We start from the raw sequence: 17,686 nt of genomic DNA, 5'->3' as shown, positions 1-17,686 counted from the left end.
AGTGAAACGATGCATCGCCGATGGTAGTGTGGGGTTTCCCCATGTGAGAGTAGGTCATCGTCAAGCACCTATACCAAAACCCCCGATCAGGAAACTGGTCGGGGGTTTTACTTTGGCCGCGAGAAAATAAAGCGCGCCGCAAACGGCTGCTGGTGTTATTTCCGCGAGATCCAGCCCTTAGCAGACGAGCTTTCTTCAGGGGCCTCATACTGCAGTCGACGGGTACATAGTCAATAAAAAGCCACCTTTCGGTGGCTTCAATCTGTACGTCTGAGTTCAGTCGCCGCGGTATTCGCAGCCGCTGGTGCAGGTTTCATGGATGCGGATGCGCGACAGTTCGGGAAGGAGAGGCTTGAGCTCTTGCCAGATCCACTTGGCGAGTACTTCGCTGGTTGGATTTTCCAGGCCGGGGATATCGTTGAGGTAGTTGTGATCCAGTTGCTCATAGAGCGGCTTGAAGATCGCTTTGATCTCGGAGAAGTCACGAATCCAGCCGGTGTAGGGGTCAACTTCCCCCGCGATATAGACTGCAACTCGAAACGAATGGCCGTGCAGGCGGCCGCACTTGTGGCCTTCGGGGACGTGAGGCAGTCGGTGGGCGGCCTCGAACATAAACTCTTTGAACAGTTCCACGGGCATTTCTCTCTGGTAGTACGCGGCTTCAGCACGCTTAGCTAAGATGCGAATCTTACCAGTTCAGGCGCTGATTTACCGCGTCTCACCCTCTCGCGTGTATCCAATTCACCCTGATTATTGCTGATTACGCTCCAGGCGATAGGCGCTTACGGCCTCGTAGACGGCCTTCCTCAGGCGATTGATGCCACCGATCGGGCGATGTTCGGGCAATGAGTGCCATGGATTGAAGGACAGGTTGTCGCAGAACAGGTTCTGCTCGCGACTATCGAAGTCTTGCGCGGGGAGCTGAATGCTCGCCACTGTCTCGAAAGGTGAGATGGATTCATCCCACTCGATGCTGGGGTCCTCTATCGGCATGTAGTACTCGGGGTTCTGCCGCTGCACCTGCAGGGCAAAGCAGGCGGGTACGCGGTCCAGGGAGAGCTGCTGATAGAGCGCATTGCGCAGGAAGTTGGGTAGGTCCTGGTTTTGCTGAGGCAGGCTATATCTAGGGCAGGCCTGTGGGTCAGGTATGACCCGGTATTTGATATTGAGCGGGCCCAGCTTGAAGGGGGCGATGGAGTTGTAAGTGGTCGCCACGGGGCTTTCAGGTGCCGGGGCAAGGGTTTTCAGGGCGATAATCAGGTGCCTGATCTCCCAGCTTTCAGGGTTCCAGCTGGGGAAAAACGCCAGGGCTTTCTTGCCATCGGCCTGGGCGGCAAAGTTGCTCTTGTATTCGGCCACGTCACGGACGAAGAAGGCTGGGTGATTGAACATCACGAAGTCCTGTTCGGCGGTGTGCTGTGGGCTCTTGCTGAGTTTCTCTCCGGGGACCTCGAGCAGCTTGATAGCCATGCCACGGGCATCACGGGCACGGTCGAACTGCGGATAGGCGTTACCGTTGGATAGCCTCATCCAGGCTTGCCAGCTTTTCCCTGGCTCGCTGAACACGCCGTGCTGCAACTCGGGCGCGAGAGTCGGGCTGACAGTGAGCTGGGCCCTTACGCAGCCATGGGCCTTGGCATGAGCATCACGCAGAACTCGGGTGTTGTCGCGATGTTGTTCGACGACGCGGATGGCATCTTCGATAATGCTGCGGGTCAGCGCAGCCTCATCGGCGGGAATCTGTTCTTCGCTGGACACCGGCCCGGAAAATTTCCAATGGTAATAAGCGCTGCCTATACCCCAGCCGGCCAGACCTATGACGGCGACAAAGAGGAGTAGTTTGCCCAGCAGACTGCAGAGCCAGAGCCAGAGTCGTTTAAGCATCGCGTAAGTCCCTGTGAGTAGTTATTGGTTGCGCAGTCGCTAGTCGAGCCCTTCTAGTTCTGGCAGTCCGGGCCCGGGCTCCAGTCCTTGGCGGCAACAGGCTGGAGCTGCTGTTCAAGGCTCGGGTTGCCCAGTACCTTGAGGTATTCGACCAGCGCCCAGCGCTCTTCCGGCTGCAGGGCGCGCCCGATCACGCCATCCTGGCGGCAACCGGCGCGGAATTCATGGCCCTGGTTGCCGTTGCCGGTGATGCGGGTATCGAAGAGGAATCCTCCGCTGAACTTCTCACTGGCAAAGCCGACATGCTTGGGGTTGAACTCGAAGTTGCCCACCCAGAACTGGCTGTCGCGCTCCGAGACAGGGGAGAGCAGTTGGAACAGGTTGGGTACCGAACCGTTATGCAGAAATGGCGGGGTGGCCCAGATACCATCCAGCGGCCTGGCCTTGTAGCCGCGTTTTTCCTGGACGCCGATGGGCAGGCCGAAACCGTCCATGCGCCAGCGTTCGCGGTCGGAAATACCGGCATCCTGATAGGCGCGGTTCTCCACATAAGCGGTGACATAGGCCAGGGCCTTGGCGCTGGAAATGTTGCTCAGGTCGATATCATCCAGGGTTGCGCCAAAAAGTCGGACATCCAGCTTGCCGAGTTCGGCCTTGGTCCAGCCGAGTTTGCTGATATCGAAGCGGTGATCGGCAATATTGTCGGCAGTGGTCGGGTCGGTGCCTACGATCGCGGTCGGCACGACACGCATGCGCCATTCTGGGTCACGGGAGGGCGCAAAGCGCTCCGCCGGCTTTTTCGGGTCAGGGGCATGGCAGTAAGCGCAATTTTCGCTATAGAGCGCGCGTCCCTGGCTTGCGAGGGGTAAATCGATCTTGCCGAAGACCTGCTCTGGCCAGGCCGGTGGTTTGAGTTGTTTGAGGGTCTCTTCCAGTGTGTGCAGGTCGCGCAGGCGCACGCTGGATGCATAGCGCTCTGACTCGGCCACGGGATGCCCGTCAGCATCGAGCAGTTGCAGGGTGGCCCCCACGCCAAGCGCTTCGCCGACATTGCGTGCCATGGGCTGCATGGCTGAGCCGTTCCATTGAACCCAGTCGAATTTCCAGATGTCCCAGACCTGCGGATAGCTCACCGGTGCATTGGCAATGCGGTAGTTGCCGGGGTCGATGGCATCGCCGAATACGCTGTTGGCGATGCGGCCAAAGGCGTCGGTGCGGCCAAAGCCCTCTTCGGTGGGATAGAGGCCGCGGTGCCAGTCGTTAAAGGCGGTGCCGAGCAGCCGATCGAGCACTACTTTGAAATCGCGGCGCAGTTGCGGGTGTTTGGCCGCGTACTCATCGCCGAGCACCTGCTTGGCGAAACGGCGAAATTTCAGCGGGTTGTAGTAGGTAAAGGCCATGCTCATGCCGAGCGACTGACCGAAACTGCCGCCGCGGATGGTCGGCACGGTCGATGCCAGCGAATGCAGTGCCGCGCCGCCATCGATGCGCACCGACTGGCCCTTGTAGCGCAACTCGCCGGTGTGGCAGGCGGCGCAGCTGATATCCAGATAGTGTTCGCCGCTTTCATCGTCCGCGTGGCGGGCAAAACCCACGGGCAGATTGCCGGGGTTCTGTGGGCTAGGCTGTTGTTCCGGGTCGACCAGAAAGCCGAAGCGCGCCAGATAGTCGGGCGCGGCGAATTTCGCGCGGCTAAGGGGCAACTCGAGCGCGCCGAACCACTCATAGCGCAGGCCTTTAACCTGGGTGCCTTGTGGCGTGTAGTAATAGGTCTGACGCTCGTCCATGCTCCACTGGTCGAGGTAGTGAAGCTTGTCCGGCTTCTGGTACGTCGGCAGATTTGGATTGGCGATGAAATAGAGGCCAACGGCAAGGGCGATAAGCAGCAGTACGAGTACGCCTGAAAGGGCCCTGCGGATGATGCGCATCGGTACGTCCTTGTAATGTTTTTATTTTTAAGGGTTATGCCAAGCAAATCAGTTTGTGGCAAGTGGCCAGTGCCTGTCGATTATTGGCCGATGCATCTCCATTGCATAGTCTTGTGCAAAGGATACGGAGTTTTTGTAAATTGAAGAGGAGTGAGCGATGCATCCCTTTGACGCGGAAAAGCCACCGCAGTTGGCGTTATTGCTGGGTTATGCGGGGTTGGTGCCTTTTGTCAGCGGGGCTCTGGGTATCTGGGTGACGCCAGAAGGCTGGCGGCCTTTCGTTCTTGAGGCGCTGCTTGATTACGCGGCAGTGATCCTGGCTTTTATGGGGGCGATTCACTGGGGGCTGGCGATACGCGGGGAGGATGCTGGCGAGCACGCACAGATTCAGCTTGGCCTTTCGGTGATACCGCCATTGCTGGGCTGGTTGGCCATCAGTGCCGGATTACCGATGAGTCTGGCCTTGCCGCTCTGTCTGCTGGCGTTTCTGGGGCTGTATTTTGCCGACTTGAGAGCGGTCAAGCTGGGGCTTGCGCCCGGCTGGTACCCGAGCCTGCGCAAACCGCTGACCTGGGTCGTGTGCCTTAGCCTACTGCTGGCCTGGGCCAGTGTCTGGGTGCGCTGAGTTCAGCCACTGCTCGACGCAGCGCAGGGTCTGGGTCTGGCGCTGCGTCCAGTCGCCCTGAATGCACTGCAGCGGCTGTCGGTGCTGGCGTAGCCAGCGCTCGCAGTCCCGATAGAAGCCGAGGCGCTGTTGCAACTGCGGCTGGCAGCGCTGGCCGTCATCGACCCAGGGCACGGCGACGGGGTCGAGCAGCAGGTGCAGGTGGTAGTCGCGTTGCAGCAAGGCCTGCTCGATCCAGGGCGGGCAGTCGCCGAACAACGCCTGGCTCCATAGCAGGTTGCTTAACAGGTGGGTGTCGAGGATCAACAGCTCCGGTCGGCGTGCACGGGCGGCGTCTTCCCAGGCCAGCTGGCCCTGGGCGATGGTGCTGATGTCGGCGTAGCAGGTGTCGCGCTGTTCTCGCTCGATAAAATGCCGAACAAACTCACCGACCACCAGCCCGCCGAAGGCGCTGTGGATTTCCTGCGCCAGCCAGCTCTTGCCGCTGGACTCCGGGCCGGTCAGGACCAGCACCTTCATGCTTCAACCAGGGCGCGATCACGCTGCCAGGTCAGCCAGCCGCTGATGGCCAGCAGGGTGAAGAGGGCATACAGTCCGGCGGTCAGGAGCAGGCCGTGGGTGAGGAAAAGGGCGACAAACAGCAGGTCCAGGACAATCCACAGGGGCCAGCATTCGACCCTTTTCTGCGCCATCCACACCTGGGCCACCAGGCTGAACGCACTGAGCGCGGCATCCTGCCAGGGGGCCGTCGCGTCGGTGTAGCTGGCCATCAGAAAGCCCAGCGCCAGGGCCCCCGTTGCGCCCAAGGTCAGACTGAACATCAGGCCCTGGCTGGTCAGACGGCTGACCTGGACGCCCTGGTGGCTGGCACCACCGCGGGTCCACTGCCACCAGCCGTAAAGCTGCAGAGCGGCGTACACGCCTTGCAGGAGCATGTTCGAATAGAGCTTGCCTTCAAAGAAGATCCAGGCATACATCAGCACCATCACCAGACCGATTGGCCAGCACCAGCGGTTTTGTCTTACGGTCAGCCAGACCGCCAGGATGCCGATGGCAGAGGCAATGATTTCCAGGTTGGACATGGGGCTCCAGTCGCCAGGGGCAGGTATAGACTCGGGTGGCCGGCGATTGTAGCCATTGCCGTGTGGTTCGTCTTGGCTTATCCCGTTCAGCGCTGACGTGGCTGTTCACGAGATTGGCGATGACTGCGCAACGCTATCCGGATCGACGTCTGGCCTGGTCCGCCAATGACGGGATGGGCACCTGCTCGATGAGCGGCTAGGCCGACGGGCTCGACTTTCGCCAGTTCAGCGCCTTGTATTGTGCGCAGCTCAAGGACCACGGCTTTTCCAGCCAGCCTCTGCGGAATGATTCAGACCCCGGCCAGATGCAGCACCAGTTTGACCGCGGCGAAGATCAGCAGCACGAAGACGAAGGTGAACAGCACACCCATGATAATGAAGTGGCTCGGCTTGCCTCGGCTGAAGTCGCGGCTGCGATTTTTCCCGCTTTGTACGCCCAGGGCAGCAGACAGCACGCTCTGCAGCATTTCCCAGAATGTCAGGGGTTTGTTGTTCTCGTCATCCATGCACACCTCCTCGTCATTGAAGATCAACCGCGATGGTTGATTAAGCTTAGTCGTACTGCGCCACTCCGTTCCAGATCGGCACAAGGTGGTTATGGGAAGGTGAGGGCTTGCTAGAAAATAATTCTAGAAAAATATTCTTGTATTTGTATACTGGCTCGGCGCGCAATCTCTATCAGCCCTTATACCGACAGGAATATCCCATGAGTCAGACCCTCCAGTTGTACCAGAGCGTTGGTGCCAAACAGTTCAGCGCCATGATCCGCGAGGTCGCGCCGTACTTCGCCAGCATAGATCCGCAGTTCGTCGAACTGCGGGCCGGTTATGCCGAAGTCACCTTTGCCAAGCGCCGCGAGGTGCTCAACCATATTGGTACCGTGCACGCTATTGCACTGTGCAATGCGGCGGAGCTGGCGGCGGGGACCATGACCGATGCGTCCATCGGCAAAGGCCGTCGCTGGATTCCCAAGGGCATGACGGTGGAGTACCTGGCCAAGGCCGATGGCGATATCCGCGCCGTCGCAGATGGCAGTGAAGTGGATTGGAGCGCTCTGGGTGATCTGACAGTGCCGGTTACGGCCTATGTCGGCGACAAAGCCGTGTTCCGTGCGCAGATCAATATGTACGTCAGTCAGGCCTGAATGGGGGATTGTAGTCATGACAGCATTCAGCATGACCGTGGTGCACTATCCGCCAGCGGACAAACGCTGGATCAGTCTATGGCTGATTCTGCTCCTGACCGGTATCGCGGGGCTCGACAGCGCCCTGGCGCAAGACCAGGTGTCGGAGCCTGCGATCGAACGTGGACGTTACCTGGTGCAGACCAGCGGTTGTAACGATTGCCATACTCAGGGCTATCCGGAGTCGGGAGGCCAGATCGATGAGCAAGCCTGGCTGACGGGCAGCAGCCTGGGCTGGCGGGGGCCCTGGGGTACGACTTACGCGGGGAATCTGCGCCAGGTCGTGCAGCAGCTGGATGAGCAGCGTTGGCTCAGCCATGCTCGGACGGCCTGGCGGCCGCCCATGCCCTGGTTCAACCTGCGCGATATGAGCGACGCCGATCTGACCGCGATCTATCGCTATATTCGCCATCTGGGCGCGGCAGGCGAGGCGGCCCCAGCCTATGTGCCTCCTGGGCAGGAGCCGAAAACCGCCTATGTACAGTTTCCGACGGGCCCCTGAGTGCTATACCTGTTTGGCCATGTGCCGGGTTACATAGCGGCAGGCCTCGGCTCAGTCCCGTGGCGTGACCCGGTGCAGCGCACGGCTGTCGAGCAGGTGGCTGGCGCGGGCACGTAACTGTCCGCAGCCGCCATCGATATCCTGGCCCGCGGAGTTGCGCACCTTGGTCAGCACGCCGCGGCTGTGCAGGTAGCGCACGATCTGCACGATACGGTCGCCATCGGGGCGTTGATAGGCATCGTCTTCCAGGCTGTTGTAGGGGATCAGGTTCATGATCGCGTACTTGCCCTTGAGCAGACGCAGGATGCCGTCCATCTCGTCCTGGCTGTCGTTGATACCCTTGAGCAGCGTCCACTGGTACTGGATCGGATAGTCGATCTGTCGGGCATAACGTTCGCCCAGGTCCACCAGCTCTTCGGGGTCGATACGCGGTGCGCGGGGCAGTAGTTGCTGGCGCAGTTCGGCATCGGTGGTGTGCAGCGACAGCGCCAGGGCGGGTTTGATCCGCTGTGCCGGCAGGCGCTCGAACACCCGCGGGTCGCCAACGGTGGAAAACACCAGGTTGCGTTGGCCGATACCGCCTTCGGTGCCGAGCAGGTCGATCGCCTGCAGCACGTTATCCAGGTTGTGCGCCGGTTCGCCCATGCCCATGAAGACCACTTTCTTCACCGGGCGAAAGCGCCGCGCCAGAGCCACTTGGGCGACGATCTCGGCGGTGCTCAGCTGGCGCAGCAGGCCGCTCTTGCCGGTCATGCAGAACACGCAGCCCACCGCGCAACCGACCTGGCTGGATACGCATAGGCCGTCGCGCGGCAGCAGCACGCTTTCCACCATCTGCTTGTCTGCCAGCTCCACCAGTAGGCGTGCTGAACCGTCGCTGGCCGGGTGTTCGGCGCTCAAACGGGCCAGGCCGTCGAGCTCGCGGCTCAACTGCGGCAGGGCATTGCGCACCGTCAGTGGCAGAAAGTTCTCGGTCTTCTGGTTACGCGTGCCGGTGTCCAGCGGCTTGCCTTGCAGCCAGGCACGGGTGATCCGCCCGATGTGCAGGGGCTTGGCACCGAGATCGGTGAGGTGCTGGTGAAAGTCGTGAATATGCATGGGGCGCGCATGCTACCACTGTGCGCCTTGGCGGCGAAGCGTGGCCGGCTCGGCGGACCGGAGTCCGCGAGCGTTGCGGGCTACTGGGCTTCTACGCGGATGGCGAGCGCCGAACTCAGGCGAATGACCACCTGACGATTGAGGTGTTCGGTTTTGAGCTGCACGTCCGGACGTACCTTTACCGTCTTACGGGTGCCGTCGGTGAACTCCAGGGTGGCGGTCTGTAGGGTGGTGTCGATGGCCTTGACCACGGCGACGATCTCGACGCTGTCGGCAACCAGCATGCCCGGCTTGGTGCCGGCAGGCGCTGCGGCGATCACGCCAGCGGCGCTGTCTGTGCTTGCCGCCCCGGCGTCACGCAGGTACACCATCTGTTCCAGAACGACGGTGGCATTGACCTTGTCGCCGACTTTCAATTGTGGAAAGTTGATCATTTCCGGGCTGGCGGTGAAGCTGCTCTGATGGCCCTGCGCATCCTCCAGGGTGACACTGCTGGTGGCGTAGTTGATGGCGCTGACCACAGCGTTGATCTCTTCAACTTGAGTGGCCACTCCACCCGGTACGCCTTCTTGAGTGACCTGGGTGTTGCGGGCATCGCCAGTCTGCATCTGGCTGCTGCAGGCGGTGAGAAGTGACGCGTTGAGAAGTAGAAATCCAAGATTTTTGATGGTGAGCATGCTGGTTCTCCTGAAGGTTATTGCGACTTGGTGTGGCGAATCTCGTAGACGGCGTCTTCGCTGCGCATCGGGGTCAGGCGGATGTTATAGCGGGGCCCGGGTTGGCCCAGCACCATTTCATCCAGCTGATACTGCACATTCAGCTTCAGGTAGGCGATTTGTGTCGGTTTGAGGGTGAGCGATTGCTCGATATCGCGGGGTTCCCACTTGGCGGCTGGGCTCAGCCCGGTTATGCGTACGCTGTGTTTGCCCGGTGCCAGCTCGACATGTCGATGGCTGTTGAATTTCAGCGTGCCGATGCTCTGTCCGTCGATAAATACTTCCGGGTAGTTGTAGCGCAGCGGCTGCATCAGCCCTGGGTTGCTGGCTTCCGGTCGATACAGGTAGAGCACCGCGTGCTGAGGGCTGGACGGCTGCACCGCCTCGAAGTAGCTGGGCGTACTGCAACCGGTGACAAACAGAGGAAAAAGCAGCAAAAGCCGACGGTGCATGGGGCGTCCTTGTCCGGGTGTGACTGATAATGAGGATATTGCCGGCTTGGTTGCAGCCGACTGGCTAAGGTTAGCATGGCGATGCATCAGCGTGCCGACGTGCGGCTGTGCTATGGTCGCGCCCCGGAAAAATGTGTGGGGACACAGCATGAAATTCATACACCAGCGCGAGCACCTCAACGAAGACGATGTCGTCGTGATCGAGTGCTCGCAGACCTGCAATATTCGCCTGATGAGCGATGCCAACTTCCGCAGCTTCAAGAATGGTGGCCGGCACACCTACCACGGCGGCGCGTTCGATACATTTCCGGCGAAGATTACCGTGCCCAGCAGCGGCTTCTGGAATATCACCATCGATACGGTCTCGCGCAAGGCCATCAGCGTGACGCGCAAGCCGACGCTCAAGCATTCGATCAAAATCGTGCGCAAGTCCACTTCGCGCCTGAGCTGAGTGCGCGGGCGCTACTCGGCGCTGGCGTGTTGCGGGCTGTCGTTGCCCAGGCGGTACTGGTTCTCGCCGCTGCGCTTGGCTTCATACATCGCCAGATCGGCGATGTGAATCAGCCGGTCCATGCTCGGCGTGTGGTCCGGGAATATCGCGATACCCAGGCTTGCACTGATGCGCTGCGGGCAGCTGGCGAGGTCGAGGGGGGCGGCTAGCGCCGCGAAGATTTTCTCGCCGATAGCGCGGGCCTCTTTCTCAAGGCTGCCGTTCAAGGCCAGGCCTTCGAGGATTACTACGAATTCATCGCCGCCGATGCGCGCCACGCTGTCGGATTCGCGCAGCGTGTTCTTGAGGCGCTGCGCCGTGGCGACCAGTACCTGATCGCCGACCGCATGGCCGTGGACATCGTTGATCGCCTTGAAACCGTTGAGGTCGATAAACACCAGGGCCACTCGCGTCGCATTGCGCCGCGCGCGCTCCAGGGCGTTGCCCAGACGGTCCTCGAATAGCAGGCGGTTGGGCAGGCCGGTCAGCACGTCGTGGTGCGCCAGCTGGTGCATCTGCTGGGCCCAGGCTCTCTCTTCGGTGATGTCGCGCACCACGCCCATCATCTTCACGGCCACACCCTGTGGGTTCTTCACCACGTTGCCGGTCTCGCGCAACCAGCGCACGCTGCCGTCCGCCCAGACCACGCGATATTCCTCGTCGTGGTTCTCGCCGGTTTCGATGCAGCGCAGTTCGCCTGCACGCACACGCTCACGATCATCGGGGTGCACGCTGGCGCAGAACAGTTCGTAGCTCGGTGTTACCGCGCCCACCGCATGGCCGAACATGGCGTAGATCGCCTCCGACCAGTACAGGCGGTTGGTGTCGATATCCCAGTCCCAGGTGCCGATCCGGGCGAAGTACTGGCTGCGTTTGAAACGCTCGGCATCTTCCAGTGAACGTCCAGGCTCGCTGCCCGGCTGCAGCAGGATAAGCCTGTCTGCATGGCCAGCTCCCAGGCAGGAGACCTCAAGTGGCAATCGGCTGCCGCTAGCGCTGACAATCTGCCGGCTTGGTGCCGCGCCAAGGGGCTCGACTGCATTCAGTTCCGGCAAACAGTCGGTCAGGCGTAAGCCGAGCAGTTCGTCGCCGGTTTTACCGAGCAATTGGGACGCCGCTGCGTTGTGCTGGCGAATAATTCCGGCGCGATCAATTAGCAGGACGCCATCGGCCAGTTTGTCGAACAGCTGGCCGTGGGTTTCCAGCCGTTGCCGGGCCCGGCGCTCACGGCGAATCAGTCTGACCAGTAGGGCCAGGAGCAGCAGGGTGGCGGCGAGGGCAAGGATGATTAGAGGCATGCACTTCCGTATCGCAAGGTGGCTGAGGCCGCAGGATAACAGGGGCTTGCCGGCATTATGCCTGCGCTCTTGCGCCGGTTGGCTATAGCCATGTAGCGCTTGGCGCGTGGCTGACCGGCGCGACTTTAGCCGCCGGATTTGCCGGTATGGCTGCGTTTGCCGCGAAGTGCTTCGAACATGCCGATATTCTGACGTCCCTGCGCAAATGGTGGGCTTGGCAATCGCTTAGTTGTCATACCCCAGATTTGGCGACAACCAGCGTTCGCTGACGTTGAGATCCTGCTTCTTGCGCGCGGTGTAGCTTTCCACCTGGTCCTTGTCGATCTTGCCCACGGCGAAGTACTGCGCCTGCGGGTGGGCGAAGTACCAGCCGCTGACCGAGGCGGCAGGGAACATGGCGTAGTGATCGGTGAGGAACACGCCGCTGCGGCCGGCCTTGTCGAATTCGGCGATGGGGTCGAGCAGATTGAACAGGGTCTTCTTCTCGGTATGGTCCGGGCAGGCCGGGTAGCCGGGGGCAGGGCGGATGCCCTTGTAGGCCTCCTTGATCAGCTCGTCGTTGGAGAGCTGCTCGTCCGGCTCGTAGCCCCAGTAGGTCTTGCGTACCTGCTGGTGCAGCCATTCGGCGCAGGCTTCGGCCAGGCGGTCGGCCAGGGCCTTGACCATGATCGAGTTGTAGTCGTCGCCGGCGTCCTGGTAGGCCTTGGCCACTTCTTCGGCACCGATGCCGGCGGTGGTGATAAAACCGCCGACGTAATCGGTGATGCCGCTGTCTTTCGGCGCGACGAAGTCGGCCAGGGAGAAGTTCGGCTTGCCGTCCGGCTTGATGGTCTGCTGGCGCAGGTGGTGCAGCTTGGCCAGGGGCTGGCCGTCGTCGCCATACAGCTCCAGGTCGTCGTCCTGCACCTGGTTGGCCGGCCAGAAGCCGAGCACGGCGCGGGCGCTGATGAGTTTTTCGTCGATCAGCTTCTTCAGCATCGCTTGGGCATCTGCGAACAGCGCGGTAGCGGCTTCGCCGACCACTTCATCGGTGAGGATGCGCGGGTATTTGCCGGCCAGGTCCCAGGAGATAAAGAACGGCGTCCAGTCGATATATTCGGCCAGCACCTTGAGGTCGATGTCGTCCAGCACCTTGACCCCGGTAAAGCTCGGTACGGTGGGCTGATAACTGGCCCAGTCGAACTTGGGTTTGTTCTCCACCGATTTGGCGTAGCTCAAACGTTCGGTGCGGGCGCTGCGGTTGGCGGTGCGCTCGCGTACTTCGATGTAGTCCAGGCGGGTGCGCTCGACAAAATCGGCTTTCAATTCCTTGGACAGCAACTGGGTGGCCACGCCGACCGCACGGGAGGCGTCGGTGACGTAGATCACCGCATCGTTCTGGTACTTGGGCTCGATCTTCACCGCGGTGTGGGCTTTCGAGGTGGTCGCGCCGCCGATCATCAATGGCAGGCTAAAGCCCTGGCGCTGCATTTCGCGGGCTACGTGGACCATCTCATCCAGCGACGGGGTGATCAAACCGGACAGGCCGATGATGTCGCACTTCTCGGCGATGGCCGTTTGCAGGATTTTCTCCGCCGGCACCATCACGCCGAGGTCGACGATGTCGTAGCCGTTACAGCCCAAGACCACGCCGACGATATTCTTGCCGATGTCGTGCACGTCGCCTTTTACCGTGGCCATGAGGATTTTGCCCTTGGCTTCCGGCTTGTCGCCTTTTTCCAGCTCGATAAAGGGGATCAGGTGACCGACCGCCTGCTTCATCACTCGGGCGGACTTGACTACCTGCGGCAAGAACATCTTGCCCGCACCGAACAGGTCGCCGACCACGTTCATCCCGGCCATCAGTGGGCCTTCGATCACCTCGATGGGGCGCGCGCACTGCTGGCGGCATTCCTCGGTGTCTTCGATGATGTGACTGGTGATGCCCTTGACCAGTGCGTGCTTGAGGCGATCGACCACGTTCCAGGTACGCCACTCTTCGGTTTCGACTTCCTTGACGCTGCCGTCGCCCTTGTAGTTGTCGGCAATCGCCAGCAAGGCCTCGGTGCCGTTCGGGGTGCGGTTGAGCACCACGTCTTCCACCGCGTCGCGCAGTTCCTTGGGAATCTCGTCGTAGATTTCCAGCTGGCCGGCGTTGACGATGCCCATGGTCAGGCCGTTCTGGATCGCGTAGTAGAGGAACACCGAGTGAATCGCCTCGCGCACCGGGTTGTTGCCACGGAAGGAGAACGACACGTTGGACACCCCGCCGCTCGACAGGGCGTGGGGCAGGTGGTCGCGGATATAGGCGCAGGCCTCGATAAAGTCGACCGCGTAGTTGTTGTGTTCCTCGATGCCGGTGGCCACGGCGAAGATGTTCGGGTCGAAGATGATGTCTTCCGGCGGGAAGCCCACTTCGTTGACCAAAATGTCGTAGCTGCGCTGGCAGATTTCGCGCTTGCGCGCAGCGGTGTCGGCCTGGCCGGCTTCGTCGAAGGCCATCACCACCACGGCTGCGCCGTAGCGCTTGCAGAGCTTGGCGTGATGCTTGAATTGCTCAACGCCTTCCTTCATCGAGATCGAGTTAACGATGCCCTTGCCCTGGATGCACTTGAGGCCGGCTTCGATTACTTCCCACTTGGAGGAGTCGATCATGATTGGCACGCGGGAGATGTCCGGCTCGCCGGCGATCAGATTCAAGAAGGTGACCATGGCCTTCTGCGAATCGAGCATGCCCTCGTCCATGTTGATGTCAATCACCTGGGCACCGGCTTCTACCTGCTGAAGGGCGACTTCCAGGGCTTCGGTGTAGTTGTCCTCGCGGATCAGCCGGGCGAACTTGGCCGAACCGGTGATGTTGGTGCGTTCACCGACGTTGATAAACAGCGAGTTGCGGTCGATGGTGAAGGGCTCCAGGCCCGACAAGCGGCAGGCCTTGGGAATATCCGGAATGGCCCGCGGCGGGTATTTGCTCACCGCTTCGGCAATCGCCTGGATATGCGCCGGCGTGGTGCCGCAGCAACCGCCGACGATGTTTAAAAAGCCCGAGGCGGCGAACTCCTCGACTACCGCCGCCATTTCAGCCGGGGTTTCGTCGTATTCACCAAAAGCATTCGGCAGGCCGGCGTTGGGGTGCGCCGACACGTGGGTGCCGGCCTTGGCCGACAACTCTTCCAGGTACGGGCGCAGGTCTTTGGCACCGAGGGCGCAGTTCAGGCCCACGGAGATCGGCTTGGCGTGGTTGATCGAGTTCCAGAACGCTTCAGTGGTCTGCCCGGACAGGGTGCGGCCGGAGGCGTCGGTGATGGTGCCGGAGATCATGATCGGCAGTTCGACGCCATCATCCTCGAACACTTGCTGCACGGCGAAGATCGCCGCCTTGGCATTGAGGGTGTCGAAGATGGTTTCGATCAGGATCATGTCCGCGCCGCCTTCGATCAGGCCGCGGGTGGCTTCCACGTAGTTTTCCACCAACTCGTCGAAGGTGACGTTGCGGTAGCCGGGGTTGTTCACGTCCGGGGAGATCGAGCAGGTACGACTGGTAGGACCGAGCACGCCGGCGACGAAACGCGGGCGATCCGGGGTTTCCAGGGTCTTGGCGTCGGCCACGCTGCGGGCCAGGCGTGCGCCCTCGACGTTCAACTCGTACACCAGGCTCTCCATGCCGTAGTCGGCCTGGGATACCTGGGTGGCGTTGAACGTGTTGGTTTCCAGGATGTCCGCGCCGGCATCCAGGTAGGCCTTCTCGATCGCCCCGATCACGTCCGGGCGGCTGAGGATCAGCAGGTCGTTGTTACCTTTTACATCCTGCGGCCAATCGGCGAAGCGCGCGCCACGGTAGTCCTCTTCTTCCAGCTTGTAGCTCTGGATCATGGTGCCCATGCCGCCGTCGAGGATCAGGATGCGTTCCTTCAGGGCTTGCTGAAGTGCATGGAGGCGGGCGCTGCGATCGGACAGAGACATGGAGAGAACTACCTGGGACGCGTGAAAAAAGATGCGTGATGATAACAAAGCTGCACGCTTTTGCAGTGGGCTGCGCTTTTACATGAGTCTCGCTCATGTTCGCCGATTGGCCTTGCCTAGCCCGCGCCGGCTAGAATCGGCTCTTGAGCCATTTTAGAGGCATCCCCATGTTATGCCGCTTACTGCTTGGCGCGTGTTGCTTGTTCATCGGCCTATTGCAGGCTGCCGAACCCATTTCCTACAGCCGCGATATCCAACCGATTTTTACCAGGAACTGCGTGGCCTGCCATGCCTGCTACGACGCTGCCTGCCAACTCAACCTGGGCAGTGGCGAAGGCGCGCAGCGCGGTGCCAGCAAGGCCACAGTGTACAACGGCACACGCACCCAGGCGCAGGCGACCACTCGCCTGTTTGTCGATGCCCAAGGCGCAGCGGCCTGGCAGCGCAAGGGCTTTACCTCGGTGCTGGAGCCACAGGGTAGCCAGGCCGCTCTGCTGGCACGCATGCTGGAGCTGGGCCACCGGCAGCCGTTTGCCGCCAACAGCAAGCTGCCCGCGACGCTCGATATCGGCATCACGCGGGTCAATCAATGCCCGCTGCCGGAGGAGTTCGACGCGTTTGCCCGGAAGAATCCGCAAGCCGGCATGCCGTTCGCCGTTACCGGATTGAGCGAGGCCGATTACCAGACGCTGCAAAACTGGCTGGAGCAGGGCGCGCTAGTGGATCAGCAGGCACTGCAGGCCAGTGCCACAGAGGCGCAGCAGATCGCCAGCTGGGAAGCCTTTATGAACGCCCCCGGTGCCCGCGAAGCGCTGGTTTCGCGCTGGCTGTACGAGCACCTGTTTCTTGCCCATTTGCATTTTGCCGGCGGCGAGCCGGGGCATTTCTTCCAGCTGGTGCGTTCGCGTACCCCCAGCGGTAAGCCGGTCGATGTTATCGCCACGCGCCTGCCCAATGATGACCCGGGCAGCGAGTTTCACTACCGCCTGACGCCAGTGCAGGGCTCGATAGTGCACAAGACCCATATCACCTATGGGCTCAGTGCGGCGAAGCTGGCGCGGGTCAAAGAGCTGTTCTTCGCCACGGATTGGCAGGCGGATGCGGTGCCGGGCTATAGCCTGCTGCGCCGCGCCAATCCATTCGAGACCTTTGCCGCGATTCCGCCGCAGGCGCGTTACCAGTTCATGCTGGATAACGCCGAATACTTCGTGCGTACCTTTATCCGTGGCCCGGTGTGCCGTGGGCAGATTGCCACGGATGTGATTCGCGATAACTTCTGGGCGGTTTTCCAGGATCCGCAGCACGACCTTTACATCACCGACCCCGAGTACCGCGAGCAGGCTAAAGACCTGCTGGCCATGCCCGGTCAGCTGGACAGCATCGGCGATCTGCTCGGCCTATGGCGCACCTACCGCGACAAGCGCAATGAGTACGAAGCGCTGCGCATGCAACGCTACGCCGATGCGCCCGCGCCGAGCTGGTCGCATATCTGGGCCGGCAACGACAATGCGCTGCTGTCGGTCTTCCGCCAGCACGACAGCGCGTCGGTGCGCAAAGGCCTGATCGGCGAGGTGCCGCAGACCCTCTGGTGGCTGGATTTTCCGCTGCTGGAGCGCACCTATTACCAGTTGGTGGTGAATTTCGACGTGTTCGGCAATGTCTCCCATCAGGCGCAGACACGGCTGTACTTCGACCTGATCCGCAACGGTGCCGAGGTCAATTTCCTCCGGCTTATGCCGGCCGAGTCGCGCCAGGGCTACCTCAACGACTGGTACCAGAGCAGCGGCAAGCTGAAGATCTGGCTGGACTACCAGGCCATAGATAGAAAAAGCCCGAGCGCCTTGCGCCTGCCCGGCAGCGATCCCAAACGCGGCTTTGCCGAGACCCTGCTGGAGCGCTACGGCAGCCTGAATGTCCGGCCTGATCCGCTTAACCGCTGCACGGGCGCGCACTGCCATCGCCCGGGGCTGGATGCCGAGTTGCAGCGTGCCGAACAGTCCTTGAGCCGGCTGGCAGCCAAACCGGCCGGCGGACTCAAGGTGATCGAACACTTGCCGGAGGCAACCTTGCTACGGCTGGAACTGGCCGATGGTCGACGCGAGGTGTACAGCCTGCTGCGCAACCGCGCGCACAGCAGCGTGGCTTTTATGCTTGGCGAGGAGCTGCGCTACCAGCCGGCGCTGGATACCCTGACGGTGTACCCAGGGGTGCTCAGCAGTTACCCGAACTTTATCTTCAATGTGCAGGTGGAGCAGACGGCTGAGTTTGTCACCGCTTTGGAGCAGGCCCGTGATGCAGCGGCCTTCGAGAAAGTTGTCGAGCGCTGGGGCATTCGCCGAACTCACCCCGAGTTCTGGCGCTATTTCCACGATATGTCGGCCTATATCTCGGAAACCGAGCCGGTCGAGGCCGGCGTGCTGGATATGAACCGCTACCAGAACCTCTGAAGCCCGCCAGCAGTGACTGGCGCAAGGCGGACGCGTGGT

At 61.3% G+C, this 17,686-nt stretch carries 16 protein-coding genes; 5 read left to right on the top strand and 11 right to left on the bottom strand.

Annotated elements, in window-relative coordinates; genetic code table 11:
* Positions 1 to 276: 276 nt before the first annotated feature.
* From queD to AACY13_RS19250, 3 genes are all read right to left on the bottom strand, one after another.
* Complete coding sequence (gene queD / locus AACY13_RS19260) at positions 277 to 633, bottom strand: 6-carboxytetrahydropterin synthase QueD (protein ID WP_339463188.1); 357 nt, start codon at positions 631 to 633, stop codon at positions 277 to 279.
* Positions 634 to 750: 117 nt separating this feature from the next.
* Positions 751 to 1,884, bottom strand: coding sequence for a catalase family protein (locus AACY13_RS19255; RefSeq protein WP_339463187.1), 1,134 nt, complete (start codon positions 1,882 to 1,884; stop codon positions 751 to 753).
* A gap of 53 nt (positions 1,885 to 1,937) precedes the next feature.
* Positions 1,938 to 3,812, bottom strand: coding sequence for a di-heme-cytochrome C peroxidase (locus tag AACY13_RS19250; protein WP_339463186.1), 1,875 nt, complete (start codon positions 3,810 to 3,812; stop codon positions 1,938 to 1,940).
* Positions 3,813 to 3,969: 157 nt separating this feature from the next.
* On the opposite strand from AACY13_RS19250, the gene AACY13_RS19245 reads away from it, so the two are divergent.
* Complete coding sequence (locus tag AACY13_RS19245; protein ID WP_339463185.1) at positions 3,970 to 4,437, top strand: DUF3429 domain-containing protein; 468 nt, start codon at positions 3,970 to 3,972, stop codon at positions 4,435 to 4,437.
* On the opposite strand, the gene AACY13_RS19240 is transcribed toward AACY13_RS19245, so the two are convergent.
* From AACY13_RS19240 to AACY13_RS19230, 3 genes are all read right to left on the bottom strand, one after another.
* Entirely contained in the window at positions 4,402 to 4,956 is a 555-nt protein-coding gene (locus tag AACY13_RS19240; protein WP_339463184.1) for an AAA family ATPase, read from the bottom strand. The two genes, AACY13_RS19245 and AACY13_RS19240, sit on opposite strands and share 36 nt — an antisense overlap.
* Positions 4,953 to 5,519 (bottom strand): nicotinamide riboside transporter PnuC, encoded by a 567-nt coding sequence (pnuC, locus tag AACY13_RS19235; RefSeq protein WP_339463183.1) that lies wholly within the window; start codon positions 5,517 to 5,519, stop codon positions 4,953 to 4,955. The genes AACY13_RS19240 and pnuC overlap by 4 nt, the downstream gene beginning before the upstream one ends.
* A gap of 290 nt (positions 5,520 to 5,809) precedes the next feature.
* Complete coding sequence (locus AACY13_RS19230; protein ID WP_339463182.1) at positions 5,810 to 6,025, bottom strand: DUF2970 domain-containing protein; 216 nt, start codon at positions 6,023 to 6,025, stop codon at positions 5,810 to 5,812.
* 200 nt (positions 6,026 to 6,225) lie between these two features.
* Between AACY13_RS19230 and AACY13_RS19225 the strand changes: the two genes are divergently transcribed.
* Together AACY13_RS19225 and AACY13_RS19220 are read left to right on the top strand one after the other, a co-directional pair.
* A complete protein-coding gene (locus tag AACY13_RS19225) occupies positions 6,226 to 6,663 on the top strand; it encodes a hotdog fold domain-containing protein (protein ID WP_339463181.1) in 438 nt (145 codons plus the stop codon).
* A gap of 16 nt (positions 6,664 to 6,679) precedes the next feature.
* Entirely contained in the window at positions 6,680 to 7,204 is a 525-nt protein-coding gene (locus AACY13_RS19220; RefSeq protein WP_339463180.1) for a cytochrome C, read from the top strand.
* A gap of 51 nt (positions 7,205 to 7,255) precedes the next feature.
* Here AACY13_RS19220 and AACY13_RS19215 read toward each other — a convergent pair whose 3' ends face one another.
* The 3 genes from AACY13_RS19215 to AACY13_RS19205 form a co-directional block, all read right to left on the bottom strand.
* Positions 7,256 to 8,302, bottom strand: a complete 1,047-nt coding sequence (locus AACY13_RS19215) for an RNA methyltransferase (protein ID WP_339463179.1) — start codon at positions 8,300 to 8,302, stop codon at positions 7,256 to 7,258.
* An 80-nt stretch (positions 8,303 to 8,382) separates the two neighbouring features.
* Positions 8,383 to 8,979 (bottom strand): hypothetical protein, encoded by a 597-nt coding sequence (locus AACY13_RS19210; protein ID WP_339463178.1) that lies wholly within the window; start codon positions 8,977 to 8,979, stop codon positions 8,383 to 8,385.
* A gap of 17 nt (positions 8,980 to 8,996) precedes the next feature.
* A complete protein-coding gene (locus tag AACY13_RS19205; RefSeq protein WP_339463177.1) occupies positions 8,997 to 9,470 on the bottom strand; it encodes a hypothetical protein in 474 nt (157 codons plus the stop codon).
* Positions 9,471 to 9,618: 148 nt separating this feature from the next.
* Here AACY13_RS19205 and AACY13_RS19200 point away from each other — a divergent pair, with 148 nt between their 5' ends.
* Positions 9,619 to 9,921 carry a DUF1883 domain-containing protein gene (locus tag AACY13_RS19200; protein WP_090256153.1) on the top strand — a complete coding sequence of 101 codons (303 nt, stop codon included), beginning with the start codon at positions 9,619 to 9,621 and terminating at the stop codon, positions 9,919 to 9,921.
* 11 nt (positions 9,922 to 9,932) lie between these two features.
* Here AACY13_RS19200 and AACY13_RS19195 read toward each other — a convergent pair whose 3' ends face one another.
* Positions 9,933 to 11,258 carry a diguanylate cyclase domain-containing protein gene (locus AACY13_RS19195; protein WP_339463176.1) on the bottom strand — a complete coding sequence of 442 codons (1,326 nt, stop codon included), beginning with the start codon at positions 11,256 to 11,258 and terminating at the stop codon, positions 9,933 to 9,935.
* Between the two features lie 225 nt (positions 11,259 to 11,483).
* A complete protein-coding gene (metH, locus tag AACY13_RS19190) occupies positions 11,484 to 15,200 on the bottom strand; it encodes a methionine synthase (protein WP_339463175.1) in 3,717 nt (1,238 codons plus the stop codon).
* A gap of 167 nt (positions 15,201 to 15,367) precedes the next feature.
* Here metH and AACY13_RS19185 point away from each other — a divergent pair, with 167 nt between their 5' ends.
* Positions 15,368 to 17,647 carry a fatty acid cis/trans isomerase gene (locus AACY13_RS19185; protein WP_339463174.1) on the top strand — a complete coding sequence of 760 codons (2,280 nt, stop codon included), beginning with the start codon at positions 15,368 to 15,370 and terminating at the stop codon, positions 17,645 to 17,647.
* The last annotated feature ends 39 nt before the right edge of the window (positions 17,648 to 17,686 follow it).

It is taken from the genome of Pseudomonas sp. EA_105y_Pfl2_R69 (assembly GCF_963970915.1).
Classification (GTDB): domain Bacteria; phylum Pseudomonadota; class Gammaproteobacteria; order Pseudomonadales; family Pseudomonadaceae; genus Aquipseudomonas.
This window is presented reverse-complemented; position numbering and strand designations above follow the sequence as displayed.